Origin of the sequence: Bradyrhizobium iriomotense (assembly GCF_018129405.1) — a bacterium.
In the GTDB taxonomy this organism is placed as follows: domain Bacteria; phylum Pseudomonadota; class Alphaproteobacteria; order Rhizobiales; family Xanthobacteraceae; genus Bradyrhizobium; species Bradyrhizobium iriomotense_B.
The window spans coordinates 140,852-164,927 of record NZ_JAFCLP010000010.1 but is presented as its reverse complement, the minus strand read 5'-3'; the positions used below and the strand labels follow the sequence as shown (position 1 = coordinate 164,927).

Genomic DNA, 24,076 nt, shown 5'->3' with positions numbered 1-24,076 from the left:
ATCTTTTCACGCCCGAGGCTTGAATTTTTCGCGCCTCTGGGGCCGCTTCGAACTCGGGCGCTTGGTCCGTATCGAGGATTTTCGCGGCGCTTTCGCGATTCCAGGGACCTGCGGATCATGGCCCAGGACATACTCGCGAGCCACGCTCATTATTTCCGATGCAAACTCCGGATGATCGGCCGCTCGCGCCAGCAGCAACGCACCGACGATCTCGGATACGATGGCGATCGCGTCTCGCTTCGACGGGCCGTTCACGTCCTCCGACAGCACGTCGATCATCTCCCTCAGGCCATTTGAGAACGTCCTTTTGATGCCGACGCCGGCCCGGGGGACCTCGGCCCCGAGCGAGGGAAGAGCGCAACCGTTCGCGATATCGTCACGGTGTCGGTCCGCGAGGTAGTAGTCGACGATGCTCAAAAGGCGTTCGCCCGGACCCGAGCGATCGGCCGCCTTCCGCCATCGCTCCACCGATCCGTCCATGGCTCTGGCGAAAGCTCTTTCGATCAGATCACGACGAGATTTGAAATGGAGATAGAAGCCGCCGTGCGTCAGACCGGCAGACTTCATGAGCCTGGCAACCTTGACGCTTTCGAGTCCCCGCTCGCGGATCCGAGCCGAAGCGCATTCGACGATACGAGCCGACGTTCCGGCCCTATGACCCTTCTCGTAGCGCATAATGTCTCGCCGTCAACGAGCGATTGGCCGATCGAAATTCGCGACCAAATCCTCGCGCCCGTGTGGGCCCGTTCGCCGGTCAATCGCGACTCCAGTTCATCGTACTGCACCCTAATACAGCCCAACATGGCAAAGCTGCTGCCACGCCTATTCAACAATGAATTACATACCTCCGCCCCTGGATGATACGCATCATCCAGAATTTGCGAGGATCTGGCCATGACAAGGACTGCTGCGCCTTCACCCGACCGTCCCGGTGCTCCGGTGCAGACGGGCCAAAAGTTTGAGCCGAGGGAAATCCGCAAGCGGGTTGTTCGGGCCAACGGGCTGGAGTTTCCGGTCCTTGAAGTCGGCGACGGCCCCCTGGTGCTATGCTTGCACGGTTTTCCCGATCACGCGCAAAGCTGGGTTCATGTCTTGGGCCGTCTCGCGCAGGAGGGATATCGGGGCATTGCTCCGGCGCTGCGCGGATTTTGGGCCGGTGGCGCTGCACCCGACGGATCCTACCGTGCCGCGGCAATTGGGCAGGACGTCCTCGCCCTCATCGAAGCTTTGGGCGCCGAACAGGCCTATGTCATCGGTCACGATTTCGGAGCCAGAGCGGCCTATTCCGCGGCAAGTCTCGATGCATCGCGGATCCGCAAGCTTGTAGGACTGGCGGTCCCCTATGGGAAAGGCTTGTCGCAGGCGTTCCTGGCCGACGGCGATCAACAGCGACGAAGCTGGTACATGTTCTTCTTCCATACGCGTTTTGCCGAGCCGGCCGTTCAGCTCAACGACTTCGCCTTCCTCGATCGGCTTTGGCGGGAGTGGTCGCCCGGCTACAAGATGCCGGCTTCGGATCGCAGCGCGTTGATCGAAACGTTCAGACAGCCCGGAGTCGTGCCCCAGACGCTCTCCTACTACCGGCAATTGTTCACCCCGCCACCCGAAGCGGAAGCGCAGGCCCTCGAAGCTCGCGCCAACGGCCCGATTGCCGTCCCAGCCCTCTATCTGCACGGGGAGGAGGACGGCTGCATGTCAGCGCGGCTTAGCGACGATATGGCTGCAGCGTTCACGAAGGGCTTCGAACGCGTGGTCATGCCCGGCGTCGGCCATTTCCTGCATCTCGAGAAGCCCGATGCGGTCTTGGACCACATTTTGCCTTTCCTCAAGAGCTGATGGGCTCGAAGCGCGCCGCGCGGCCCACCCTTCCGTTCGAAAAACGTCCCAGTCACATCCTCCAAGGAAGCGCCGATGTCCAAACAGCACCCCATCTTGATTACTGGCGCCGGCGGAGATGTAGGCTCCATCAGCAAGACGATGATCAATATGCTCATCGAGAAGAAGCATTCGGTGCGTGCCTTCGTACGTAAAGACGACGAGAGGGCGCAAGCTCTTCGACGGCTGGGCGCCGACGTATTTGTGGGAGATCTCCTCAACGTCGCTGACGTCGCCGCCGCGCTGAAAGGCTGCCGCCGGGTCTACTTCAGCATGAGCTTGAATCCCAATTACACCGATGCCACGATCTTGATGGCAGCCGCCGCGCGCGCACAAGGAGACCTCGAGGTCTTTCTCAATATTTCAGAGTTCGAGCAGTCCTATATGGACTTCACGCGGATGACGGCCCCTTATGAGGCGCGGCGGGAGTGGTTAGGAGGCCTCGTCACCGACTGGTCGCCGCAGCAGAGAGCCCATTGGACCTCCGAACAGGCTCTGAATTGGTCCGGCCTGCCGGTCGTCAATATCCGGGCTACGATGTTCGTTGAAAACCCTATCCTTGCCTGGTTTCCGCTCAAGCAGTTGTTGAGCGCAGGCGAGCTCCATCTCCCCTTCGGCAAGCACAAGATCGCCCCGATTGCCGCGTACGACGTCGCGGAGATCTGCACCAAGATCTTGATCAATCCGTCGGCGCACGTATCGAAGACCTACGAGCTCACCGGCCCGGAGGCGAAGGACATGCAGGGCTTCGCCGAGGATTACGCTACGGCGTTGGGAAGACCCGTCTCCTACGTTCCTCAGGATCTGAACGCCTGGATCGAGGCTTACATCAATGGCGCACTGGCAACTCGCGTCCCGCACACCGCGGAGCACCTGAGGACTATCACCCGCCTGGCGGCGAGTGGACGGTACGAGGCCGTCACCGGCGAACTCGAACATCTGCTGGGACGCGCTCCGAAGTGCTTTAGATGGGCCTTGGAGCGATCACCCCGGCTCCTCGACGCCCGTGGAAAAGCCTGATCGCGACGAATTCCTTCCAAAGCTACATCCCGGGCCACTTGCAGGGTGGCTCGTGGCTCAGTTCCTGGCAACTCTCGCTCCCTTCGCCGCCGACTTGCCTGCGGATTTCACCCGTTGCACCGGGCGGCGAATCAAGGACTCGGAGGCTTGCTGCAGGTGGCGGAGGCACTCATCGTGCTGCAGGCCGGGACTCAATTTCCCGCCGAGGTGCCGCAGACCCCATCGACCGAGCGCCAATACGATGACGCCGAGCTCGCGGCCTGGATCCGTCAGGGTGTAGGCAGCTCTGGGAGGGTGATCGCTGTAGAACTCGCGGCGCACGAGGCCGTGTTCCTCAAGTATCTTCAAGCGATCGGAGAGCACATTGGGAGCCATGCGGGGCAGGCGCTCCTGAAGATCCTGAAAGCGCATGGTGCCGGGAAGCAAGTCCCTGATGATGAGCAGCGTCCACCGCGCGCCGACGATGTCGAGCGTTCGGGCTACCGGACACGTTACGTCGAGGCTGTTTCTTGCCATCCAAATGGGGTCCGAGAATCCTTACCTTGTCTAAATATAGTCAATATTCCCAGAATTGAAACTGCGCCGATGTGCCGAGAGCCACGATCTGCGGGCCCGCGTCCCGCGCGACTAGGTTCGCTGGCACGGTCCCATGTGCATCGTTGCAAACCAGGCGCCTGCGACACCGACCGCGCCCATCGATCGGTCTTCCTCTTTGTGGCGCCGTGAGATTCTTCGCGCGTGCTCTTATGGAGGCTGCGACCCGCCGCTTGCTTGCGCCTCACTCCTCAGCTCGCGGCGCAAGACCTTCCCGACATTGCTCTTGGGAAGTTCTGTCCTGAACTCGATCAGCTTTGGAACCTTGTACGGCGTCAACTGCGTCCCGGCAAAACTGACGAGCTCCTCCGCCGTCAGCTGGGGGTCGGCACGAACAACAAAGACTTTCACCGCCTCGGTGGATTTCGCGTCGGGCACGCCGATTGCGGCACACTCCAGCACCCCCGGGTGGCTCGAGATGACCGCTTCCACTTCGTTGGGATACACATTGAAGCCCGAAACGATGATCATGTCCTTCTTGCGGTCCACGATCTTAGTGAACCCGTCCGCCGACATGACACCGATGTCACCCGTTCGGAAGAACCCGTCAGGGGTCATGACCCGGGCGGTCTCATCGGGCCTATTCCAGTAGCCGGCCATCACCTGTGGGCCTTTTCCACAGATCTCGCCGGGTTCTCCGATCGGGACTTCGTTTCCTTCATCGTCGCGGATCGAGATATAGGTCGATGGAACCGGCAAACCGATCGTGCCGGAAAACTCCGTCATGGTCGGCAACGTGGCCGACAGCGTCGGTGACGTCTCGGAAAGTCCGTAGCCTTCGGAAAGGACACAGCCCGTCACCGCAAGCCACTTGTCCGCGACAGCCTTTTGGGTCGCCATTCCTCCGCCGATCGCCATCCGCAGCTGCGAAAAATCTACGTTCTTGAAATCGGGATGGCGTAAGAGGCCGTTGAACAGCGTGTTGACGGCCGGAAAACTGTGAATCTTGTATTTGCGGAGCTCCTTGACGAATCCATTGATATCCCGCGGGTTGACGATCAGAAGATTGGCGCCACCGATCCGCACGGAGAACAAGAAGCAAACGGTAAGCGCGAAGATATGATACAGCGGCAGCGCGCAGACCGTCAGCAAAGGTTCGCCTGCGGGAACACTGCGGAAGGCCGGCTCGCTCCAGGCATGAATTTGAAGAACGTTGGCCACCATATTGCGATGGAGCAAGGTCGCTCCTTTCGAGACGCCGGTGGTGCCCCCCGTGTATTGCAGGAAGGCAACGTCGTCCGGACCGATATCAGGTCTTCTCAATTTCATCTTCCGGCCCGCCGATAGGGCATCCTTGAACGAGACGGCACCCGGCAGCGCATAGGCAGGGACCATCTTCTTCACATTGCGCACGACAAAGTTTACGAGAATCCCCTTTGGACCGAGTAACTCGCCAATCGAGCAGATGACGATGTGTTTGACGTTCGTTCTCGGCAGCACCTTTTCCAAGGTCGCAGCGAAATTTTCGAGGATGAAGATCGCCTCCGCGCCCGAATCGTTCAACTGATGCTCGAGTTCTCGAGGGGTGTAGAGAGGATTCACGTTCACAACCGTGCAGCCAGCGCGCAAGGCTGCCGCGCCAGCGATCGGGTTCTGCAGAACGTTCGGCATCATCACCGCAACCCGACTGCCCTTTGCCAGGCCCTTGCTCTGCAGGTAAGCGCCGATTGCAGCCGACCTCTCGTCGAGCGCGCGGTAAGTGATTGCCTTGTCCATGCAGATGGCCGCTTCACGATCTCCAAATTTCGCAAAGCTCTCCTCGAACATTTCGATCAATGACGGAAATTGATCGGCGTCGATATCCGCCGGCACGCCCTCGGGATAATTCTCCAGCCAAAAACGTTCCACGTTTTACTCCCCCCTTAGTAATGGGCCGCCGTTATGGCCTCGATCTGTCCGCCGAATGCGCCACAGCCTCGGTTGTCCGAACGACGATATTAGCCGTGGGAAACCCAACGCCCGAGTTCCTTTTCAGTATTGACTTTCTATTAAAATTCAAGTGACATCCCTGCTCGTTTCGGAAAGCCGAGCCGGGTTCGCGAGAGATCGCGCGCGGCTGACCGCGCCACGATGATCGCAAGGGGCGCGTCCGCCAGGGCGGCCTTTCGTTCTCACGCGAATTATATCAGACTTGGGACTGACAGACGGCAGGAGAGACGGATGACGATCGCGGAGTTTATAAGCAGCGAGGTCAATGCAAACGAAGTCGTGCTATTCATGAAGGGCTCGCCGAGTTCTCCGGCCTGCGGATTCTCGGCGCAAGTTGTTCGGATCCTCGATCATCTGGGCGTGACGTACAAATCGCACGACATCTACCAGTCCAATGAATTGCGGCAGGGAATCAAGGCGTATTCGGACTGGCCGACGATTCCTCAACTCTACGTGCGCGGCGAATTCGTTGGCGGCTGTGACATCGTCACGGAAATGTTCCAGTCGGGCGAATTGCAACAGTTGCTGTCGGAAGAGCACCAAGTCGCGCACTCGTCCTGAGCTTGTCGCAACAACACTGAGGCCCGCCTGCTTGGCGGGCCCTCGCATTTGTCATGATGACGGCACGGCCGTCAGCTCTGGGATAGCTGACAGCCCATGCGTCGGGTGGCAGTATGCCTCACAAGAACGTAGCTCGCCCTCTCGCTGGCGATCGACCGCCCAGCGTCCGCCCCAGGACCACAAGCCTGCCGGGTCGCTATCGTGCGACTTTGGATATGCGCCATCTCACCAGGTCGTCGGCGCCTGGGCCGGCTTTGGGCCGAACATCCCTCAAGCGGATCGTCGCACCGGTGTCTTCATCAACAATCGCCAGCTTCACCCGGCTTCCCCCGTTCCTGTTGATGAATTCGAGTGGAGGTCCGGCGCTGCCCGTCACTTCCCATTTGTCGCCGACCTGAGCGAGTGCCTGAATTACGAGAACCACGTCCCAGCCTCGCACGGACAGGACATACTCATAACGATCGGGTCCGGTCTGATAGAGACGACGCTCGATCAATCCGTTTCGTTCGAGATGTTTTAGCCGATCAGACAGCGTGGCATGGGTAATACCGCTCGACTTCTTCAGATCCTCGTACCTGCTTATCCCCAACGAGAGGTCACGTAGGATCAAAAAGGCCCAACGGTCCCCGACGGCGTCCAGTACGCCGGCGATCGAACACGCCATTCCTTCAAAGCTTTTCAATCGCATCCGTCATTGGCCCGTTCAAGCACTACACGAAGGTACCCGGCAGAGGAGCCGCATCCGAAATCGCGAGGCGGCGGCAAAAATCGCTTGCCGGCAGTCACTATTATTATTAGAGTGACTACAAGTAAAGCAATCAAACAGGACCTCGGGAGGAATTATGCCGGTTCAAGCCGTTCCGCATGAAGTGACGATCGAGGTCAATGGTTCGCGCAGGACGGTGACCGTCGAGGCGCGCAGATTGCTTGTCCATCTCATCCGGGAGGATCTCGGCCTCACCGGCACTCATGTCGGATGCGACACTTCTCAATGCGGCGCCTGTACCGTCGAGATCGATGGACAGGCAGTGAAATCTTGCACCGTTCTCGCCGTCATGGCTGACGGCTCCTCCATCACGACGATCGAGGGCGTGACTGCCGGCGGCGGCGATCTCGACCGGGTTCAGGCGGCGTTTCAAGATCACCACGCGCTTCAATGCGGCTTCTGCACGCCAGGCATGGTCATGAGCGTGCGGAATCTGTTGAAAGAAAACGCCCACCCTAGCGAGCGCGAGATACGGCACGGTCTTGCCGGAAATATCTGTCGGTGCACTGGCTATCATAACATCGTGCGCGCCGTCGAAAGCCTCGCATCGAAGGGGAACGTGGCATGACCATTTCGACCGGAAAACGACTCATCGGCCAGCCGCTGAGGCGACGCGAGGACCGCAAGCTGCTCGCCGGCAGGGGCCGCTACGTCGACGACATCAAATTGCCGGGCATGCTGCACATGGCGATACTCCGATCGCCACACGCGCACGCCACGATCAGCAGCATCGATCTATCGCATGCGAAAGCGGCGCCCGGAGTCCGACTGGTTCTTTCTGGCGAGGCGCTTGGCGACAGGATCGGTCCTATCGTGCCCAACTGGATTATTCCGGGAAGCAAGGTGCCGGTCCGCCCGGTGATCGCGATCGGCCGCGTTCGCTTTGTCGGAGAATGCGTGGCGCTGGTGGTGGCGGAGACGCTGGCACAGGCCTACGATGCAGTCGGGCTGATCGAGGTCGATTACGAGGTGCTGCCCGCGGTGACCGACGAGGCGGCCGCCGTCCAGGCGGGCGCGCCGCAGCTTCACGAAAACGTACCTGGCAACGTCACGACCCTCTATAAGGTCAAGGGAGGGGATTACGCCAAGGCAAATGATGAAGCGGATCAGGTCATCAGTCTCCGCGTCATCAATAACCGCTTGATTCCGACTTGCATGGAGACGCGCGCGGTCATCGCCGCACCAGAGCCCGACGGCACGCTCACGGTTTATATCGGCAGCCAGGTTCCTCATATGCACCGGCGCTGGATCGCGGAGACGGTCGGCATTCCCGAACATCAATTGCGCGTGGTCGCGCCCGATATCGGGGGTGGCTTCGGTGCCAAGATGCATCTGTACCCCGAAGATCTGCTCTGCCCTTATCTCGCTCGCGAAATGAACGTACCGGTGAAGTGGTGGGAGACTCGCTCGGAGAGCCATCAATCGACCAGCCACGGCCGCGCCCATACCGAGGATATCGAGGTCGCTTTCAAGAACGATGGCAGGATCCTGGGCCTCAAGGTCAGCACGCTTGGGAATGTCGGAGCGTATCTATCCAATATGGCGACCGGCGGCCCGACCGTGAACACGGTCAATTTCGGAACCGGGACCTACAAGATCGACAATTACGAAGCATTTTCCCGGGTCGTCGTCACCAATACGGTGCCAGTAGACGCCTACCGCGGCTATGGCCGGCCCGAAGGAGCTTACATCGCGGAGCGCGCCATCGATGCCGTGGCGCGTCATCTCAATCTCGATCAGGTGGACGTCCGGCGAAAGAACTTGCTTCATCCATCGGATTTCCCTTACCGGCCGTATGGCAGCACCGGCGTGATGTACGACAGCGGCGATTATCAGGCATTGCTGGACAAGGCGCTGGCGGCATTCGATTACAAAGGACGCCGCGAAGAATGCGAGCGCTTGCGCGGCAGCGGTGTCTACCGCGGCATTGGAGTCGCTGCCTACACCCATATGTGCGGCATGGCTCCATCACGCCGCTTGGCTCCCGGCGGGTTCAACCGCGGAGGCTGGGAGAGCGCTCGCGTCAGCATTGATTCCAGCGGCCGGGCCACTGTTTACTCCGGCTCAATGAGCCAGGGGCAAGGCCATGCCACGTCGCTCTCGCAAATCGCCGCGGACATTCTGCAAATTCCGATAGAGGATATCGAAATCGTTCAGGGTGACACGCGCCAGGTGCAAGCCGGACACGGCACGTTCAACTCACGCTCCATGGCCGTCGGCGGATCGAGCGTTCACGTGTCTGCCCACCAGGTCATCGCCAAGGCCAAGAAGATCGCCGCGGGCATGTTGGAGGTGGACGAAAACGATGTCTCCTATTCGGCGGGCGCATTCACCGTACCCGGCACCGATATCGCGCCGCTGACCTTTGCCAAGGTGGCGCGCATGGCATATGTCGGCCATAAGCTGCCCGACGGAGTAGCCCCCGGCCTCGACGAGACGGTTTTTTATGATCCTACCGGCATGGGCGCGCCGTCAGGCGTCCACCTCGCCTATGTCGAGGTCGATCCCCAAATTGGAACGGTCGACATTCTCGACTATGTCGCGGTGGACGATGTCGGGACGTTGATCAACCCGCTTCTCGCGGCCGGCCAAATCCATGGCGGCGTCGTGCAGGGCATCGCTCAAGCCCTTTATGAAGAAGTCAACTACGACCCCGAGAACGGACAGCTCCTGACCGGTTCGCTGCTCGACTATGCTGTTCCCCGCGCGGAGCATGTCCCGAACATTCGATCCTTGTTCCAGGAAACGCCGTCCCCCACCAATCCAATCGGCGTGAAGGGGATCGGTGAGAGCGGCTCGATCGCTGCTCCGCCCTGTATGGTCCACGCCGTGCTCGATGCGTTGTCGCCATTCGGCATCAAACATCTCGACATGCCTCTCACGCCCCCGCGGATCTGGGCCGCAGTACGCAACGCACGCGCAGGAGCCGCCTGATGATCCCCGCTGCATTCGATTATGTCCGCGCGTCTTCCCTCTCCCAGGCGATCGAGCTGTTGCGCGACAATCCCGACGGAGCGAAGCTCCTGGCCGGCGGCCACACCCTGCTTCCAGCGCTGAAGTTACGGCTGGCCTCGCCCGAACTTCTGATCGATATCCGAGGCATCAGCGAGATCAAGGGGATCGAGATCGGCGAAACCCATGTCAAGATCGGCGCGCTCACGACCCATGCCGAGCTGTTCGCTTCCGAACCGCTGAATCAAATATTCCCGGTCTTCCGGACCGCCGCCAGTGTTCTCGCTGATCCCCAGGTACGCAACCGCGGCACGATCGGCGGTTCGCTCGCGAATGCCGATCCGGCGGCAGACTGGCCAGCCGTCGTTTTGGCGCTGCGGGCGGAAATCGAGATCGCCGGCGCAGCCGGACGCCGAACCTTACGGGCCGAAGACTTTTTCCTCGATATCTTCACCACAGCCCTGAAGCCTGACGAAGTTCTTGCCGCTATCCGCATCCCAAGGCCGAAACTCGGCGCGCGTTACACCTATCGGAAGATCCGGCATCCGGCGAGCGGATTTGCGGTCGTGGGAGTCGCGGTAGGGGTGCGAATGCAGGACGGTATCGTCAACGACGTTTCCATCGGCATCACCGGTGCAGCGAACCACGCCTTCGTGGGCAAGGCAGCGTCCGAACTTCTGACCGGGAAGGCTCTCTCGCGAGACAACATCGACGAAGCCGCGAGAATGCTCAGTGAGAACACTGAATGTCTCTCGGACCGCTACGCGCCAGCGGAATACCGCGCGGACTTGATCCGGGTCGAGCTCGGACGAGCTCTAGTTGCGCTTTCCCATTGGGACGAAGAGCGATAGTCAAGGTCCCGTTGCGGCTCAACAAGTACCGCCAAACGCCTTCCGTTGAACGGCGCGGCACCCGCGCCGGCGACACCCCTACTTCTATGCCGCCGCTTTTCCGTAAACAGCCACCGCGCCACCACCTTCGGCGGCGAGTCGTTAAGATGTCATCGGACTACGTTTAGCTAGATCCGCGCCTGCTCGAACGGATCTGAACTCGAGGGACGCCTCTCCTTGACGCAGCGTCCCTGCAGCATGCATCGCGGCACACCATCCGAACACGATAGCGCGCCCGATCCGTGCACACGCCCGCAAAACGTGCATTAGAAAGATCGGCGGAGTCCAACACAGCACTCAAGTGACATTATACTCAATTCGCGGACTGAGTATGACTCGCGTGCGCCTGCTGTACTCGCGACCGAATAGCGAGCCTCGAGGCGCTGGGATGATCCGCAACCTGGCCTTGCGCGCAACGATCGCCGCCGCATGGAGCTCCAGCACCTCTCGCATCTGCTGGCGCGCGATCTAGCACTCCACCATTTGGTCCGCGATCACTCACGTCAGGTCATAGTCGAAAGCGGCTTGGACAACCGCCTCAATGACGGCCGCGTCGACGCCCGCGGCCGCCTGTGGATTGGCACCATGGACAACCAGCTGCACCGTCCGAACGGCTCCCTCTACCGTGTGACCGGAGACGGTGAGGTGATGCGCCTTTTCAACGACGTCGTCGTGACGAATGGAATTGCATTCTCGCCCGACAATCGCACGCTCTATTTCACCGACACGCGGCGATACTGCACCTGGACTTTCGACTTCGATCTCGAGGACGGCATGATCAGTAGCAGGCGCTTGCTTGCAGATTACAGCGCGTCAAGGGAGAGACCTGACGGCGCATGCGTCGACGTCGACGGCGGGCTATGGACGGCTTTCTTTTCGGGGCGGCCGGGTAGTTCGCTACCGGCCGGACGGGCGGATCGACACCATCATCCCGCTGCCCGTTACCAATCCGACCTGTCTGTGTTTCGGCGGCGATGACCTCAAGACGCTGTCACGACGGGCAGAAAGTTTCTGGATCCAGGTCGTCTTAGCATTGAGACGCAGGCTGGTCATTTGCTTGCCATCCACGGAGTCGCCCAAGGCATACCGGAACACAGGTTCTCGTTCGGCTCATTCTGAGCCTGCTATTGGCGACTTCTACTCGCGCTTTTCTCTCGAGACCGCATCGGTCCTGCGGTTTTACGACCACTCCGTGACGTACCGCCGAATCGCATCCGATTGAACGGAACAGCGCCGGCGCCGGCGACGACCTCGACATCTTCGAGCCGCAAAGGTTCGCCGTCCGACCGTCTGATCTCGGGATACTTTATGGGATGTCCCGCTGTGCGGTCGCGAAACACGACCTGCGGTCCCGCCGAGTCTGCAAGCCAGTCGTCACCCCATTTCTTCAACGCGAGATAGGCTGGAAAGAAATCTCGGCCCTTTTCGGTCAGAACATACTCATACCGTCTTGAATGTTCGGGCAAAGGGACTCGCCTCATAATGCCGGCGCTCACGAGCTTTTTCAGCCTGGCGCTCAGAATGTTGGGAGCGATTCCGACGTACAGCTCGAACTCGTCAAAGCGCTTCACACCGTAGTACGCCTCACGCAGGATCAGGATAGACCAGCGATCCCCAACAAGTCCCATCGCTCGCGCAACGGAGCACTCTTTGTTGGCGAGCCGGCTTTGCTTCGCACTGGACATAGTTTTCATCTCCAAACCCAGCCCATACCAGATCGAGCGGGATTCGTGTATGTCCAGACCAGCTTTCCGCGTCTATTCCTCAGGCTGCCTGCCCGGGCTCGTCTTTCGTCGCCACCAGCTCCGAGGCACGCCTATGGGAAACCAGAACCCCTGCTTCGCTCAATCGCTTCAACTCCTCTTCGCTGATGCCGAGTTCGCCGAAAACCGCAAAGTTGTGCTCTCCCTGAAAGGCCGGTACTCCGATCGGCGACAGTTCGTCGACTGAGAAACGCCACGGCCTGCCCGGCAACCGGTATTCCCCGCCGCTTCGATCAGGAACCCGTTGGACCGCCCCCCAGTAGTCGCTCCACTCTGACGAAGCGAGCTCCTTGATGGAGCGGATTTCGCCCATCGCGATTTTGGCTTCGTCGAACTGTGCATCCAGCGTCGCCATGTCCGGGAATGTCAGTATCCAGGACTGGATGATCTGATGCAGCAGGCCGAAGTTCAACCGGCGTGCCGCCGCAGTCGCGAACCGCGGATCCCCGAGCAGATCGACGCGGCGCATCGCTCGCAGCCAAGACGGAAATGTCAGGCTGCCGACGATGCTCGTTGCGACGGTGAACTCCTCGCCTTGCGGCCCGATGAAGAACGAGCAGTCGGTCGCCCCCAGCACCGCCGGCTCCGCGCCGATGTCTTCGTCGGACAGATCGACGTGAGCTCGTTCGTTGACCGCCAGCAGCGTCGCCGCCATGGCAATGTCTACGTACTGGCCCTGCCCGGTCTTCTGCCGGCTGTTGAGAGCCGCGAGGATCGCGATCACTCCCTGCAATCCGGTGTAGACGTCCGCATGCGAGAGGCTGTCGGTGCGCGGCTCGGACAACGCCTCGCCGTAGTGACGAATACTGTTATAAGTGAAGCCGGCCTCGGCCTGCACGGTCGGCGCATACGCCATCCGGCTGCGCCAGGGGCCGCCCTGCCCATAGCCGGTGATGGAGGCGTAGATCAATTTCGGGTTTCGCTTGGATAGCGTATCGTAGTCGAGCCCGAAGAAATTCAGCGTACCGGCGCGGAAATTCTCGACCACGACATCCGCCGTGTCACAAAGCTTGAGGACCAGTTCATAGGCGCCCGGCAGGTTGAGATTGATGCTGACGTTGTGCTTGCCGGCATTCTGCTGCGCGTAATAGCCTGACATCCCATCGGTCGAGGGAAACGCGAACCGGCTTACATCGGGGCTTGGCGGCTCGATCTTGATGACCTCGGCGCCGAGATCCTGCAGCGTCCTCGCGCACAGAGGGCCTGCCAGGACGCGGGAGAAATCCACGACTCGAATTCCACTGAGGGGACCGCTCATGTCAGCGCCCCGCGAACTTTGCGAGACCGGGACCGTTCTTGCGATAGGACGCAAGACCGGTCTTCAGATCCTCGGAGGCCCATATCGGCGCCTGCACTCTCGCCATGGCTTCGTCGGCGGCCGCAACGCCCTCATTGACCGCGATATAGGCGAGCTCCTTGGTGGCGGCATGCGCGACCGTGGGTCCCTGCGCGAACTCCTCCGCGATCGCCATCGTCGCAGTCTCCAGGGATTCCTCCGGCACCGTCAGATTGATCAGCCCCCATTTCTCCAGAGTCGGAGCGTCGTAGCGGCGCGCCAGCATCGACATTTCCTTGGCACGCTGTGCGCCGATCCGCTGCACCTGACGCTGGATCCCACCCAGCAACGGATGCAGCCCCAGCGTCGCCTCGACCGAGCCGATCTTTGCCGAACTAGCCGCGATGATGTAGTCACAGGAAAGCGCAAGCTCGAGCCCGCCGCCTAGGCAGACGCCGTGGATGCTCGCAATGAGCGGAATCGGCAACAGCTCCATGAAGCGCAGGAATTCGACGTTCGTTCGCCGCATATTCGCGCCGCTCCGTTCGGGATCGTCGGCCACGACCTGCGTCTCGAAAATATCCAGATCCGCTCCGGCAGAGAAATGGCGCAACCCGCTGCGGATGACGATCGCACGGCTTCCGGCCTTCTGAGCCGCTTCGACCTGCTGAACGATCGCACTGAGGAACTTGGGGCCGAGCAAATTGTACGGCCGGTAGACCATGGTCAATACCGAGATATTTCCGCGCTCGTCGCGCGTCACCAATGCCTCTTCAGACAAAGCCGCCTCCCTGGTCCTCGACGCCGCTCCGAAACGGCTCTCTATTCTTCGTGCAAAGGATAGTCACATCACGACTTGCATTGTGCAAGCCTCAACTTGCCGGCAGATCCTGACGTACGATTTTATTTCTCAAAACTCCGATCTTCTCGACTTCGAGCTCGATCGTATCCGAATGCTCGAGGTACCACCCGAGCTCGAGACCACAGCCATTGCCGACAGTACCCGAGCCGATGAACTCACCCGGCATCAACGTCTCGTCCCGTGTCACGTGCGCGATGATTTCTTCGAACGAGAACAGCATGCCTTCGCTCGTGCCTCGCGAACGGGTCTCGCCATTGACGCGCGCTTCCATGGTGAGCTTGTAGGGATCGCCTATTTCATCCGGCGTCACAATCCAGGGCCCGAGCACGTTGCCGCCGTCGAAGCTCTTGCCTTTGGCAGGCCCAAGTCTTCCTTCCATCTCCAGCCGCTGCGCATCGCGCGCGGAAAAATCATTGAAGATCGTGAACCCGAATATGTGATCGCGCGCCTTCGTTGCGGAGATATTCGCGCCCCTGTTCTTGGTGACGATGCCGAACTCCAACTCGTAGTCCATCACTTGGCTATAGCGGGGCCATCTCACGGTGGTGTTGGGGCCTCCGACGCTGAAGCGGTTCGTGATGTAGTAGATCGGTTGCTTGCGATAGACTTCCGGCAATTCAGGCAGAGGCGCCGCCTGGAGGCGGGTGAGCTCAACGGTGTCGCCGGCCTTTCGCGCCTGGAATTTGAGGTGCCCGATCGGAGCTTGAACGATATGCACCGGAAAGGACATGCCGTCGCGCATTTGACGCGGCTCCGGCAGGGGAGCAAGAAGCTCTGATGCGTCGACATCGGACGACAGATCCTGATCCTGCCCATATCGACTGAGCAGAGCCGACGCTGCATCCAGTGAAGCCTCGCAGTCGTCGATGAGATCGAGCATCGAGTTGAAGGCCGGATTTGGCTTGCCGGCTCGCTCGGACGCGGATGCCAGATCGAACAAACGTGTGTCCCCGGCATGAACCAGCGCGACCTTGCTTCGACCATTCGATCGATAAGTGGCCAACTTCAACGGCCCCTCCCCTGATTTGAGTTTTCCTTGTTGGCCGGAGCATATCCAATAACTTTTATTTTGCAAGTCACACCACAGGTGGATCAGCGGCTTGTGGCCGACCATCGCCATGCTTGCCCCCGCATCACGATGAACGGAGCGACGCGAGAACCAAGCCACCGGCAGCGTCGGTTCAGGGGTGCAGGAGCGTCGGCCAATACTGCGCGGTCGCTGTGGCTGGTCGTGGCAGATCGAGCTTTTGAGCGCGACGGAGCTCCGCTGGGAGCATTGGACAGGTCGTTGCCTACCCTGCGTGCCCAAGGTATAGATTTTGTCTGATATGCCCCTAATTGGCTCGCTGCCGATGCCCGCCACGGCACGTCCCTCGCGAGGAGTAAACATGCAGTCCCCCATCTTGATCACCGGCGCCGCCGGAACCATTGGCCATGTTGCATGCAAGCTGCTGGTCGAACGGGGCTCGAAGGTACGAGCCCTCGTCCGCAGCGAGGACGCTCGATCGGCCAAGCTGGCGAACTTAGGGGTTGAGATCGTCGTTGGCGATCTTCTCGACCTGCATGCGATGCATCGAGCGATGGAAGGTTGCGAGCGGGTCTACTTCGGTATGGCCGTTTCACCTTCATATCTGGAGGCGACCGTCAACGCTGCGGCCGTCGCGAAACACCACAAGGTGAGCGCATTCGTGAACATCTCTCAGATGACCGTATCGCAGATGAGCATTAATTCGACGACCGACAGCCCGCAGCAAAAGCTGCACTGGCTCGCAGAACAGGCGCTGAATTGGTCCGGACTACCCGTCGTACATGTCCGCCCCACGGCATTCTTGGACACCTTTTTCCTTCGACTATCCGCGAGCTCCATCCGCGACCATGGACAAATTCGTTTGCCGTTCGGAAACGGGAAGACCTCGCCGATCGCGAGTGAAGATGTTGCGCGCGTGATCGCAACCATCCTCGAAGACCCTGGCCCGCATATCGGCAAGGTTTATGAACTGACGGGACCCCGGTCACAGGACATGAACGGAGTTGCCGAAGAGTTCTCGAAGGCGCTCGGGAGTCCGATCACTTATGTCAACGTTCCCTGGGAACCTTGGCGAAAGCAGTTGGAGGATAGCGGAAGATTGCCTACCCATGTGCTCTCCCATCTCGCGACAATGGCTCTTCTCAAACAGCAGAATCGATACGACAGGTTGACATCGGATGTCGAGAAGATCACCGGCAAGCCACCGCTTAGCGTTTACGATTTCGTTCTGCGCCATGCGGGCTTTTATATGACAGGAGGTTAGGCGAAACCGCGTCAAGATTACGAGGCCTTCGCGGTGCGTCATCGGCGATGCATAACAGCGCAAACGGGCGCTCCAGGTCAGTTCCGGCATGCGAAACCGACCCTGAAAATCTGATCGTCTCCTCAAATCCGAGGTTTATATATCTTATATAGCGACTTATAATTTGATAGTCGCGACACGACCAAGCCCCGATACGGGCAACGGTCGGCAGATCGATGGGCGTGTCACCACTGCCTCTAAGCTTGGAGTCCAGACATGAAGGCTTACCTCTGCAAGTTCATTCCGCCGCGGGCCGACTTCATAACGACGATGACGCCCGACGAAGCAAAGTGGATGAAGCAGCATGGAGCGTTCCTGGACGATCTGCTCGCCAAAGGAATAGTAGTCGCGCACGGCCCCGTCATGGATCCGAGTGGCGGTTACGGCGTCTCGCTCTACCAGATCGCCGACGATGAGAACATTGAAGCAATTACCTCACAGGATCCCATCGTGAAGAACGGCGCCGGCCACTACGAGCACTATCCGATGCGTCATTTAGCGGCTCGGGGGTAAACCCCGCGTCCGTCACCTCTAGGGTCAAGTGCCCAGCGCATCCGAGTTTGTCTCTCAGGCTTGCGCGTCTTTCAACGATCGGCGTGACGGAAGAACATGGAATAAGATAAAAGGTGACAGGACGCTCACGATATTGAGCGTCCTGTCCATCTACTCTAGCCCTTTACTTCCTCAGAAGCGTCAGGCGATCGCGCGTGCCGGGACGGAACCCGCGCTCACACCGTCGAGGAAGCCCGTCAGCCGCTGCCGGATGATGCGTTCGGCGCCATCCATGATGCGATCGATCAATTCCTTGACGGTGGGAATATCGTTGATCAGCCCTACCACCATTCCGCAGCTCCAGGCCCCGGCATCCATGTCGCCTTCCAACATCACCTTTGGATAGACGCCGGCAACCTGGTCGAGAATATCCTCGATCTTCAGGCTCGCGCCCTTCTCGCGCTCGATCTCGATCAGCTCGCTGACACCCTTGTTCTTCAACACGCGCTCGGTGTTGCGGAGCGCGCGCATGACGAGAGCGGTGTCGAGCTCGGTCGCCTTGACCAGTGCTTGCTTCACGTTGTCATGTACCGGCGCCTCCTTGGTGGCGACGAAGCGGGTGCCCATGTTCATGCCCGCCGCCCCCATGGAGAGAGCCGCGACGAGGCTGCGCGCATCCGCCATGCCGCCCGACGCGACGAATGGGATCTTGAGCTCGTCGGCCGCACGAGGCAGCAGGATCATATTGGGAATGTCGTCCTCGCCGGGATGACCGCCGCACTCGAAGCCATCGACACTGACCGCGTCGCAGCCGATCTTCTCGGCCTTCAGCGAATGCCGCACCGAGGTGCATTTATGGATCACCTTGATGCCGGCAGCCTTCAGCGCCGGCATGTACTCTTCGGGGCTACGGCCGGCGGTCTCGACCGCCTTAACGCCCCCCTCCTTGATCGCCGCGATATACTCCGGATAGGGCGGCGCGGTGAAGCTGGGCAGGAAGGTGAGATTGACGCCGAACGGCTTGTCCGTCATGTCGCGACAGCGCGCGATCTCCTTGGCCAGCAGCTCGGGAGTCTTCTGCGTGAGGCCGGTAATGAGGCCAAGGCCGCCGGCGTTCGACACTGCGGCTGCGAGTTCGGCGAACCCGACATAGTGCATACCGCCCTGGATAATCGGATGTTGGATACCGAACAGTTCAGTAATCGCTGTCTTCACGATGATCTCCCGCAGTTCCGTTCAATGGATGATTTCGAAAAGGCCAGCCGCGCCCATGCCGCCGCCGATGCACATGGTCACGACGCCATACTTTGCCTTCCGACGCCGTCCCTCGATCAGAAGGTGGCCCGTGAGGCGCGCGCCGGTCATGCCATAGGGGTGACCGATCGCAATCGAGCCCCCATTGACGTTGAGCTTGTTCGGGTCGATGCCGAGCTTGTCGCGGCAATAGATCACCTGGACGGCATAAGCCTCGTTGAGTTCCCAGAGATCGATGTCATCGATCTTCAGGTTGTGACGCTTCAGCAGGCGGGGGATCGCCACGACCGGGCCAATTCCCATCTCGTCCGGCTCGACGCCCGCGGCAACGAAGCCACGGAAGATACCAAGCGGTTTGAGCCCCTTCTTGGCCGCGATCTTATCGCTCATGATCACGCACGCCGATGCACCGTCAGAAAGCTGGCTCGCATTGCCTGCACTGATGGTTTTGCCCTCGAACACCGGCTTGATCTTGGCGAGGCCTTCGGCGGTCGTATCGGGACGAGGGCCTTCGTCCCTGGTGAGGGTCACCTGTTCATAAGAGACCTGCTTGGTCTCCTTGTTGACGAGCGCCATTTTCGTGGTGATCGGAACGATCTCCTCGTCGAACCGGCCGCTCTGCAGCGCAGCTCCGACGCGGCGCTGGCTCTCGAGGCTGTATTCATCCTGCTTGTCGCGGCCGATCTTGTAGCGCTCGGCGACCGTCTCTGCCGTCTCAAGCATCGATATGTAGATGTCCGGCTTCATGGCCATCAACTCATCGTCGACCATGTGAAACTTGTTCATGTGCTCGTTCTGCACCAGGCTGATCGATTCGATGCCGCCGCCGATCGCGATGTCAACGCCATCAAGCATCACGGAACGTGCCGCCACGGCGATCGCCTGCAGGCCTGAGGCGCATTGCCGATCAATCGTCGTCCCGGCGACAGTCACCGGCATGCCCGCGCGGATCGCCCCCTTGCGGGCCACGTTCATCACCATGGTGCCTTGCTGCATGGCGCAGCCCATCACCACGTCTTCGACCTCTGCGGGAGCGATGCCGGCGCGCTTCACCGCCTCGGCCATGACGTGACCGGCCATGGTCGGCCCCTCCGTATTGTTGAGGGATCCACGGTAGGCCTTGCCGACCGCGGTACGGGCGGTGGAAACGATTACTGCTTCAGTCGTCATATTTGCCTCTTTTCTCAGGCGGCCGCGCCAAATCGTGCATAGCGCAGGACGTGGAACGCGGGGTCGCCGAACTGGATGTTGATGGAAGAGATGCGCTTGAAGTAGTGACCGACATTGAGTTCGTCGGTCATGCCCATGCCGCCATGCAGCTGCACAGCCTGGTCGGCGACGAACTTGGCCGCATAGCCGATCTTTGTCTTGGCGCCGGAGGCGAGCCGCGAGAGCCCGGACTCACCGCCGCTGATGCTGAGATTGAGATGCTGCATCAGGGAGAGCGCCTCCTGATGGGCGATGAACATGTCGACCATCCGATGCTGCAGCACCTGAAATGAACCGATGGTGGTGCCGAACTGCTTGCGGGTCTTGGAGTATTCCAATGTGGCGGAGTTTAGCTCGCCCATCGCACCAACGGCCTCCGCGCAGAGCGCACCGATGGCGCGGTCGCGGCAGGCCTCCAGCGCTGCCACGCCCTCGCCTTCCTTGCCGAGCAGCTGCCCGCGGACATTGCGCAGACTGATCTCGGCGGCGCGACGGCCGTCGATGGTCTTGAAACTCTGCAGATCGACACCGGCCGTGCGGCGGTCGACCACAAACAGACCAACGCCACCGGGGTCCCTTCGGCTACCCGAGGTGCGCGCGGAAACGACAAGGTAGTCGGCCCAGGGCGCCGCAATCACTGCCGACTTTCCGCCGCTCAGGAGATAGTCCTCGCCCTCACGCCGCGCGGTGGTCGTCACATCTGCGAGATCGAACCGGCCTCCCTTCTCCGTCCAGGCCAACGTCCAGATCTTCTTGCCGTCGATGATATCGGGGATGAAGCCCTGCTTCTGCGCAGCATCGCCTAGCCGTTCGATCAAGCCGCCGGCCAACACCACCGTCTCGACGAACGGCTCGACGACGAGATGGCGCCCGAATTCATGCGCGATGATCATGGTCGACAGCGGGCCGCCGCCGAGGCCGCCAGCATCCTCCGTAAACGGCGCCGCCAGCAGGCCGAGTTCGGCAAACGCCTCCCATTGCCTACGGCTGAACCCTTGCTCGTCAGCGACGATCTTGCGGCGCGCCTCGAAATCATACTGATCGCGCAGCAGGCGCTGGATACTGGATCGCAGCAGTTCCTGCTCTTCCGTAAACTGAATGTCCATCCGACCCTCTCGATACTCTGACTAGAGACCAAGCACCGCTTTTGCGATGATGTTGCGCTGAATCTCGTTCGACCCGCCGTAGATGCTGAGCTTGCGGGAATTCAGGTACTTTTCCGACGCGGTGTGCCCGTATTCGGAGCCAGGCATGAAGTGGTTGGCGCTGACCGGTTGCTCTCGCAGCGCGAGCCCGTAATTGCCGATCGCGCGGTGGGTCAGTTCGGTGATCTTCTGAAAGATCTCGGTGCCGCGGATCTTGAACAGGGATGCGGCGGGTCCAGGGTCGATGCCGCGCGCCATCTGAGCCACCACGCGCAACTCGGTCGCTTCGAGCGCCAGTACGTCGAGCTCGACGAGGGCGATCTCGCGCTGGAAGTCGAGATGCGTGGGATCGTCGGGCGCAACCTCGGCCTCTACGATTTTCTTCAGTTTGTTGATGTAGCGCGTTGACCGGCCGATGCCGGCCATGCTGGTTCGTTCGTTGCCGAGCAGGAACTTGGCGTAGGTCCAACCCTTGTTTTCTTCGCCGATCAGGTTTTCGACCGGGACACGGACGTTCTCCAGAAAAACGTCGTTGACCTCGTGGCTTCCGTCAATGGTGATGATCGGCCGCACGGTGACGCCCGGCGACTTCATGTCGATCAACAGGAAGGAGATGCCGGATTGCGGCTTCGCATTCGGATCGGTCCGCACCAGGCAGAAGATCCAATCCGCATGCTGGGCGAGCGTCGTCCAGGTCTTGTGGCCGTTGACGATATAGTGATCGCCGTCGCGCACGGCCTTGGTGCGGACGGTTGCCAGGTCCGAGCCGGAGCCCGGCTCCGAATAGCCCTGGCACCACCAGTCCTCGCCCGACAGAATACGCGGAAGAAACTTCTTCTTCTGGGCCTCATTGCCGAACGTGTAGATGACGGGCCCAACCATTGTGACGCTGAATGCCAAGGGCGGCAGCGTGCCGGCGCGGCTGGTCTCCTGTTCGAAGATGAAGCGGCGCGTAATCGACCAGCCGGGCCCGCCGTACTCCTTGGGCCAGAGAGGCGCGATCCAGCCCTTCTTGTGCAGAATGCGATGCCAAAGCAGCGATTGCTCCTTGGTTAGGTCGGTCTCCGGATTCGGGACGCGCATTTCCGCAGGGTAGTTTTCCGCGATGAAGGAGCGCACTTCGTCCCGAAATGCGGCATCCTCTGGAGAAAGCGCCAGCTCCATGCTATTTGCTCCTCACCACTTCTCGCCGAAAGGACGAATCTCCAGCTCGAACGTCCATGCGCTTTTCGGCTGCTGGTAGAGTTGCCAATAGGATGCAGCAACGGAGGACGGCGGCATCAACGCATCCGGATCATCCAGCGCGGTTGGCCCGAGAGCCTCCAGCCGCCGCTGCCGAACCCATTCGGTATCCACGCCGGAATCGATGATCAGATGCGCGACGTGGATATTCTTCGGGCCAAGCTCGCGGGCCATTGCTTGCGCGACGGCGCGAAGACCGAATTTGGCGCTTGCAAAGGCGGCATAACCGCTGCCGCCGCGGAGCGAAGCGGTCGCCCCGGTAAAGAAGATGTTGCCGCCCCCGCGCGGCAGCATGAGCCGGGCCGCCTCACGGCCGGCCAGGAAGCCGGAATAGCAGGCCATTTCCCAGACCTTGCGGAAAACGCGTTCAGTGGTTTCCAGAATCGGGAAGTTGACGTTCGCGCCGATGTTGAAGATGCAGACTTCCAGCGGCGCATGCTTGTCTGCATCGTTCAGGAAGGAGACGATCTCGTCCTCCTTGCGAGCGTCGAGCGAACGGGCGTGAATCTCTCCGCCGGCTGCCTCGATGTCCTTGACGAGCGGAGCCAGCTTTTCGCCGTTACGACGGCCGGCGAAGACCGTGAAGCCTTCGGCGGCAAACTTCTTGGCGATCTCGCCGCCGATGAAATCGCCGGCGCCGATGACAGCCGCAGTTGCGTTTCTTTTCTGCACGGGCGTGCTCCCTGAGGTTATACGTCGCTTGCGAACGATTTTGCCGTGAACCTACCAACGACGTCCGTCGACGCGCTCGCGGCTTCATGGAAAGTACATAGCGTTCTTTTTTAGAACTCGTCAATTGATATTTGACGTTGGTGCTTCGAGTTCGCAAGGCGAACGACGCTCCGACCTCAAACTGAACCTGGATATGCCTGACTGCCGAGCACGACAGAAGATGCCACTAGCCCGATCCAAGGACAGCTCATTCAAAGTAAGCTCGCTCACGGCCCAAAATTGAAGGACGTCAGCGTTGTCCTTTATCGGAGCCGCGATTGCGATCTAAAGGTATTGCCGGCGAGCGCCGTCGAAAGCCTGGCCTGCTGGATCCGAAACGACCATCGCCGGCGAGCTTTGGCCAGCGACGACTCTCGTTTCATGATCGCCACACTTCGATGCAGAAATCACTTAGCCTTGGAAGTAGCCCCTCGGGTTTGTTCGACGATGGATTCCTCCACGTCCCGCAACTGGTCCTTTCCGAAGAACATTTCCTTGCCAACGAAGAAAGTCGGCGAGCCGAACGCGCCACGGCTCACAGCGTCGTTCGTCAGTTCGATGAGCCTCTTCTTCACGTCGTCGTCCTGCGCACGCTTCGCAATGCGATCGATATCGATGCCTGAAGAGATGAACGCGCTGCGGAAAACCTCCGGATCATCCATCTTCTTCGGCTCTTCCCACATATGATGATAGGCGGCCCTGAAATAGGGCTCGAACACTCCCTCGGACTGCGCCGCGACCGCACAGCGCATCAACATGAGGGTGTTGACCGGGAAGTAGGGATTGGTGTGGAATTTCGTCACGTTATGGCGGCGAATGAACCGCTGCGTCTCAAGCGCCTGGTATTCCGGCTTGTTCTTGATCCCACGCAGAGAATCGAAGGGCGACATGTTGCCAGTTGCCTTGTAGATGCCGCCAAGAAGGACCGGGACGTACTCGAATTTGGCCCCGGTGCGCTGTTCGATACCCGGGATCGCGACCTCGGCCAAATAGGCGTTCGGACTACCGAAATCGAACTGGAACTCTACTTTCGGGGTCATATCGGCGTCCTCCGGACAAATTCGATGATTGTGATAAGTTTACAGTTCTATTTTTGAACTGTCAAACCGATAGACCGGCAATTTGGTCGATTTTTCCGCGGGGTATTGTTTGAGGATCAGTACCTATCTAGAATGGTATGACTTGTCTCTTCTCCGCAGATTCGT

24 protein-coding genes are annotated in these 24,076 nt (G+C 60.1%); 10 read left to right on the top strand and 14 right to left on the bottom strand.

What is annotated here, in order from left to right; all coding sequences use genetic code 11:
- Positions 1–6: 6 nt before the first annotated feature.
- A complete protein-coding gene (locus JQ592_RS21600; protein WP_211404797.1) occupies positions 7–675 on the bottom strand; it encodes a TetR/AcrR family transcriptional regulator in 669 nt (222 codons plus the stop codon).
- A 219-nt stretch (positions 676–894) separates the two neighbouring features.
- Between JQ592_RS21600 and JQ592_RS21595 the strand changes: the two genes are divergently transcribed.
- Positions 895–1,836: an alpha/beta fold hydrolase gene (locus JQ592_RS21595; protein ID WP_211404796.1), complete on the top strand. Its 942-nt coding sequence runs from the start codon at positions 895–897 to the stop codon at positions 1,834–1,836.
- Between the two features lie 75 nt (positions 1,837–1,911).
- Complete coding sequence (locus JQ592_RS21590; RefSeq protein ID WP_246820578.1) at positions 1,912–2,895, top strand: NAD(P)H-binding protein; 984 nt, start codon at positions 1,912–1,914, stop codon at positions 2,893–2,895.
- A gap of 57 nt (positions 2,896–2,952) precedes the next feature.
- On the opposite strand, the gene JQ592_RS21585 is transcribed toward JQ592_RS21590, so the two are convergent.
- Both JQ592_RS21585 and JQ592_RS21580 read right to left on the bottom strand, forming a co-directional pair.
- Positions 2,953–3,411 (bottom strand): winged helix-turn-helix transcriptional regulator, encoded by a 459-nt coding sequence (locus tag JQ592_RS21585; protein WP_211404795.1) that lies wholly within the window; start codon positions 3,409–3,411, stop codon positions 2,953–2,955.
- A 228-nt stretch (positions 3,412–3,639) separates the two neighbouring features.
- Positions 3,640–5,337 (bottom strand): long-chain-fatty-acid--CoA ligase, encoded by a 1,698-nt coding sequence (locus JQ592_RS21580; RefSeq protein WP_211404794.1) that lies wholly within the window; start codon positions 5,335–5,337, stop codon positions 3,640–3,642.
- 312 nt (positions 5,338–5,649) lie between these two features.
- Between JQ592_RS21580 and grxD the strand changes: the two genes are divergently transcribed.
- Entirely contained in the window at positions 5,650–5,979 is a 330-nt protein-coding gene (gene grxD, locus JQ592_RS21575) for a Grx4 family monothiol glutaredoxin (RefSeq protein ID WP_211404793.1), read from the top strand.
- A 196-nt stretch (positions 5,980–6,175) separates the two neighbouring features.
- Here the strand turns inward: grxD and JQ592_RS21570 are convergent, their stop codons facing one another.
- Positions 6,176–6,667 carry a winged helix-turn-helix transcriptional regulator gene (locus tag JQ592_RS21570; RefSeq protein ID WP_211404792.1) on the bottom strand — a complete coding sequence of 164 codons (492 nt, stop codon included), beginning with the start codon at positions 6,665–6,667 and terminating at the stop codon, positions 6,176–6,178.
- Positions 6,668–6,821: 154 nt separating this feature from the next.
- Here JQ592_RS21570 and JQ592_RS21565 point away from each other — a divergent pair, with 154 nt between their 5' ends.
- The 5 genes from JQ592_RS21565 (at position 6,822) to JQ592_RS38755 (ending at position 11,809) form a co-directional block, all read left to right on the top strand.
- Positions 6,822–7,313, top strand: a complete 492-nt coding sequence (locus JQ592_RS21565; protein ID WP_211404791.1) for a (2Fe-2S)-binding protein — start codon at positions 6,822–6,824, stop codon at positions 7,311–7,313.
- Positions 7,310–9,679: a xanthine dehydrogenase family protein molybdopterin-binding subunit gene (locus JQ592_RS21560; protein WP_211404790.1), complete on the top strand. Its 2,370-nt coding sequence runs from the start codon at positions 7,310–7,312 to the stop codon at positions 9,677–9,679. The genes JQ592_RS21565 and JQ592_RS21560 overlap by 4 nt, the downstream gene beginning before the upstream one ends.
- Positions 9,679–10,548: an FAD binding domain-containing protein gene (locus JQ592_RS21555; protein WP_211404789.1), complete on the top strand. Its 870-nt coding sequence runs from the start codon at positions 9,679–9,681 to the stop codon at positions 10,546–10,548. The genes JQ592_RS21560 and JQ592_RS21555 overlap by 1 nt, the downstream gene beginning before the upstream one ends.
- Positions 10,549–11,016: 468 nt before the next feature.
- Positions 11,017–11,565, top strand: a complete 549-nt coding sequence (locus JQ592_RS21550; RefSeq protein ID WP_246820577.1) for an SMP-30/gluconolactonase/LRE family protein — start codon at positions 11,017–11,019, stop codon at positions 11,563–11,565.
- Positions 11,504–11,809 (top strand): hypothetical protein, encoded by a 306-nt coding sequence (locus JQ592_RS38755; RefSeq protein ID WP_349630484.1) that lies wholly within the window; start codon positions 11,504–11,506, stop codon positions 11,807–11,809. The genes JQ592_RS21550 and JQ592_RS38755 overlap by 62 nt, the downstream gene beginning before the upstream one ends.
- On the opposite strand, the gene JQ592_RS21545 is transcribed toward JQ592_RS38755, so the two are convergent.
- The 4 genes from JQ592_RS21545 to JQ592_RS21530 all read right to left on the bottom strand — a co-directional run bounded on the left by JQ592_RS21545 (position 11,712) and on the right by JQ592_RS21530 (position 15,497).
- Positions 11,712–12,272, bottom strand: coding sequence for a winged helix-turn-helix transcriptional regulator (locus tag JQ592_RS21545; protein ID WP_211404788.1), 561 nt, complete (start codon positions 12,270–12,272; stop codon positions 11,712–11,714). The two genes, JQ592_RS38755 and JQ592_RS21545, sit on opposite strands and share 98 nt — an antisense overlap.
- A 79-nt stretch (positions 12,273–12,351) precedes the next feature.
- On the bottom strand, positions 12,352–13,608 hold the full coding sequence (locus JQ592_RS21540; protein ID WP_211404787.1) for a CaiB/BaiF CoA transferase family protein: 1,257 nt from the start codon (positions 13,606–13,608) through the stop codon (positions 12,352–12,354).
- Between the two features lies 1 nt (position 13,609).
- Positions 13,610–14,407, bottom strand: coding sequence for an enoyl-CoA hydratase/isomerase family protein (locus JQ592_RS21535; protein WP_246820576.1), 798 nt, complete (start codon positions 14,405–14,407; stop codon positions 13,610–13,612).
- A gap of 91 nt (positions 14,408–14,498) precedes the next feature.
- Positions 14,499–15,497, bottom strand: coding sequence for a fumarylacetoacetate hydrolase family protein (locus JQ592_RS21530; RefSeq protein ID WP_211404866.1), 999 nt, complete (start codon positions 15,495–15,497; stop codon positions 14,499–14,501).
- A 379-nt stretch (positions 15,498–15,876) separates the two neighbouring features.
- Here JQ592_RS21530 and JQ592_RS21525 point away from each other — a divergent pair, with 379 nt between their 5' ends.
- Entirely contained in the window at positions 15,877–16,779 is a 903-nt protein-coding gene (locus JQ592_RS21525; RefSeq protein ID WP_211404786.1) for an SDR family NAD(P)-dependent oxidoreductase, read from the top strand.
- Positions 16,780–17,034: 255 nt separating this feature from the next.
- A complete protein-coding gene (locus JQ592_RS21520) occupies positions 17,035–17,331 on the top strand; it encodes a YciI family protein (RefSeq protein ID WP_211404785.1) in 297 nt (98 codons plus the stop codon).
- Positions 17,332–17,511: 180 nt separating this feature from the next.
- Here the strand turns inward: JQ592_RS21520 and JQ592_RS21515 are convergent, their stop codons facing one another.
- From JQ592_RS21515 to JQ592_RS21490, 6 genes are all read right to left on the bottom strand, one after another.
- Positions 17,512–18,525, bottom strand: a complete 1,014-nt coding sequence (locus JQ592_RS21515; RefSeq protein WP_211404784.1) for an NAD(P)H-dependent flavin oxidoreductase — start codon at positions 18,523–18,525, stop codon at positions 17,512–17,514.
- Positions 18,526–18,546: 21 nt separating this feature from the next.
- Entirely contained in the window at positions 18,547–19,734 is a 1,188-nt protein-coding gene (locus tag JQ592_RS21510) for an acetyl-CoA C-acyltransferase (protein WP_211404783.1), read from the bottom strand.
- Between the two features lie 14 nt (positions 19,735–19,748).
- A complete protein-coding gene (locus JQ592_RS21505) occupies positions 19,749–20,879 on the bottom strand; it encodes an acyl-CoA dehydrogenase family protein (protein WP_211404782.1) in 1,131 nt (376 codons plus the stop codon).
- A 21-nt stretch (positions 20,880–20,900) separates the two neighbouring features.
- A complete protein-coding gene (locus tag JQ592_RS21500; protein ID WP_211404781.1) occupies positions 20,901–22,082 on the bottom strand; it encodes an acyl-CoA dehydrogenase family protein in 1,182 nt (393 codons plus the stop codon).
- A gap of 12 nt (positions 22,083–22,094) precedes the next feature.
- A complete protein-coding gene (locus tag JQ592_RS21495; protein ID WP_211404780.1) occupies positions 22,095–22,832 on the bottom strand; it encodes an SDR family oxidoreductase in 738 nt (245 codons plus the stop codon).
- A 446-nt stretch (positions 22,833–23,278) separates the two neighbouring features.
- On the bottom strand, positions 23,279–23,911 hold the full coding sequence (locus JQ592_RS21490) for a 2-hydroxychromene-2-carboxylate isomerase (protein ID WP_211404779.1): 633 nt from the start codon (positions 23,909–23,911) through the stop codon (positions 23,279–23,281).
- Between the last annotated feature and the right edge of the window lie 165 nt (positions 23,912–24,076).

Coding starts and splice junctions, on each gene's coding strand:
- JQ592_RS21600 (WP_211404797.1), bottom strand. CDS start 675: ATGCGCTACGAGAAGGGTCATAGGGCCGGAACGTCGGCTCGTATCGTC.
- JQ592_RS21595 (WP_211404796.1), top strand. CDS start 895: ATGACAAGGACTGCTGCGCCTTCACCCGACCGTCCCGGTGCTCCGGTG.
- JQ592_RS21590 (WP_246820578.1), top strand. CDS start 1,912: ATGTCCAAACAGCACCCCATCTTGATTACTGGCGCCGGCGGAGATGTA.
- JQ592_RS21585 (WP_211404795.1), bottom strand. CDS start 3,411: ATGGCAAGAAACAGCCTCGACGTAACGTGTCCGGTAGCCCGAACGCTC.
- grxD (WP_211404793.1), top strand. CDS start 5,650: ATGACGATCGCGGAGTTTATAAGCAGCGAGGTCAATGCAAACGAAGTC.
- JQ592_RS21570 (WP_211404792.1), bottom strand. CDS start 6,667: ATGCGATTGAAAAGCTTTGAAGGAATGGCGTGTTCGATCGCCGGCGTA.
- JQ592_RS21565 (WP_211404791.1), top strand. CDS start 6,822: ATGCCGGTTCAAGCCGTTCCGCATGAAGTGACGATCGAGGTCAATGGT.
- JQ592_RS21560 (WP_211404790.1), top strand. CDS start 7,310: ATGACCATTTCGACCGGAAAACGACTCATCGGCCAGCCGCTGAGGCGA.
- JQ592_RS21555 (WP_211404789.1), top strand. CDS start 9,679: ATGATCCCCGCTGCATTCGATTATGTCCGCGCGTCTTCCCTCTCCCAG.
- JQ592_RS21550 (WP_246820577.1), top strand. CDS start 11,017: ATGGAGCTCCAGCACCTCTCGCATCTGCTGGCGCGCGATCTAGCACTC.
- JQ592_RS21545 (WP_211404788.1), bottom strand. CDS start 12,272: ATGTCCAGTGCGAAGCAAAGCCGGCTCGCCAACAAAGAGTGCTCCGTT.
- JQ592_RS21540 (WP_211404787.1), bottom strand. CDS start 13,608: ATGAGCGGTCCCCTCAGTGGAATTCGAGTCGTGGATTTCTCCCGCGTC.
- JQ592_RS21525 (WP_211404786.1), top strand. CDS start 15,877: ATGCAGTCCCCCATCTTGATCACCGGCGCCGCCGGAACCATTGGCCAT.
- JQ592_RS21520 (WP_211404785.1), top strand. CDS start 17,035: ATGAAGGCTTACCTCTGCAAGTTCATTCCGCCGCGGGCCGACTTCATA.
- JQ592_RS21510 (WP_211404783.1), bottom strand. CDS start 19,734: ATGACGACTGAAGCAGTAATCGTTTCCACCGCCCGTACCGCGGTCGGC.
- JQ592_RS21505 (WP_211404782.1), bottom strand. CDS start 20,879: ATGGACATTCAGTTTACGGAAGAGCAGGAACTGCTGCGATCCAGTATC.
- JQ592_RS21500 (WP_211404781.1), bottom strand. CDS start 22,082: ATGGAGCTGGCGCTTTCTCCAGAGGATGCCGCATTTCGGGACGAAGTG.
- JQ592_RS21490 (WP_211404779.1), bottom strand. CDS start 23,911: ATGACCCCGAAAGTAGAGTTCCAGTTCGATTTCGGTAGTCCGAACGCC.